This is a genomic window from Arthrobacter sp. B0427-1-12 (assembly GCF_059092905.1).
The window spans coordinates 1-1,209 of record NZ_JBNHIC010000157.1 but is presented as its reverse complement, the minus strand read 5'-3'; the positions used below and the strand labels follow the sequence as shown (position 1 = coordinate 1,209).

General features: G+C 67.4%; 1 protein-coding gene. It reads right to left on the bottom strand.

Going from position 1 to position 1,209, the window contains the following annotated elements:
• Nucleotides 1-974, bottom strand: a 974-nt coding sequence (locus AC5RWU_RS24305) for a serine hydrolase domain-containing protein (RefSeq protein ID WP_493986732.1), incomplete at its 3' end; no start/stop codon positions are given.
• Nucleotides 975-1,209: the final 235 nt, after the last annotated feature.

Below are 1,209 nucleotides of genomic sequence, written 5' to 3'. Positions count from 1 at the left end.
CCGGTGGCGGCCAACTCCTGCAGCATGGTGAATCCGTGGCGGTCCACCGGAACCGATGAGGCGGACATGACCACGACGCCGGTACGCTTTGAACGGTCGAGTCCGACCCAGGTGCGGAACCCACCGGTTGCCCCGTTGTGCCAGGTGATCCGGCGGCCTTTGATCTCAAGGGTGATCCACGCGGCCCCGATCCGGGCCGCTCCGGCGAACCTTGCCACCGGGTCGAGGGCGGAGATGCCCGGTGCCGAACCGTCCAGCATTGCCGCGACGAGGCGGGCCATGTCCCCGGTCGATGCCCGGATGCCGCCGGCCGGGGCCAGCGCCTCACCCGTCCAGGGTTCGCGGGGCTTTCCCGAGCGGCTCCTTCCAACCAGAGCCGCGGGCCGGAGCTGGTCGGAAGCGGCCGGGGCATAGACGGACCCGAGGCCCAGGGGTTCAGCCAGCCGGTTCCGAAGCAGGTCCGGGTACTTCAACCCTGCCGCACTGGCGATGGCATGGCCGAGGAGTTCGAATCCCAGGTTTGAGTACCGAGGCCGGGGTGCGGAAAGCCTTACCGCGCGTGCCTGGGCCAACAGCTGGTCAAGGTTTTCCCCGTACGGATTTGCACCCTGCAGCCACAGCGAGAGTGTGCCCCGGAAGGGCCGGGCCGACCGGGGCAGGCGCGGCAGACCGGATGAGTGGGTACTCAGGGATCCGACCGTCACACGCGCCGCCTCACATGCTTCCAGTGGCAGCAGCTCGCCCAGAGTCGTCGTCGGAGCCAGCTCCCCCCGTCCCACCGCATCGGCATACAACAGCCCGGTAATGCCCTTGGAGACGGAACCGATCTCGAAGTCCGCATCGAGCGGGACCCCAAAACTCGCCCGCGTCATCTCGCCCTGGCATACCGTGGCTACAGCCCCATCCCGGTGGCCGCGCCCCAGGCAGGCCCGAAGCTTTGCGGCCAGATCACCGTCGCCATGAAGCTCAGTCACTATCCGTGCCCATCGGTTCCCGGGCACCGCGCTTCCCGTCAGCCCCGCCCGCCATATCCCTGACCAGAATCATCAGTCCCCCGCATCATCGGAATCTGAGAATCACACCAGCTGATGGACATTGAGTGGCTGCCCCAACGGCCGGCCCGGGATACGCCTACCGAAGGGCCATGCACAAGAGCCAGCTGCAAGCCGTCGGAGTGGAAGTTTAGTTCAACGCTGGGAACGCGGCCCA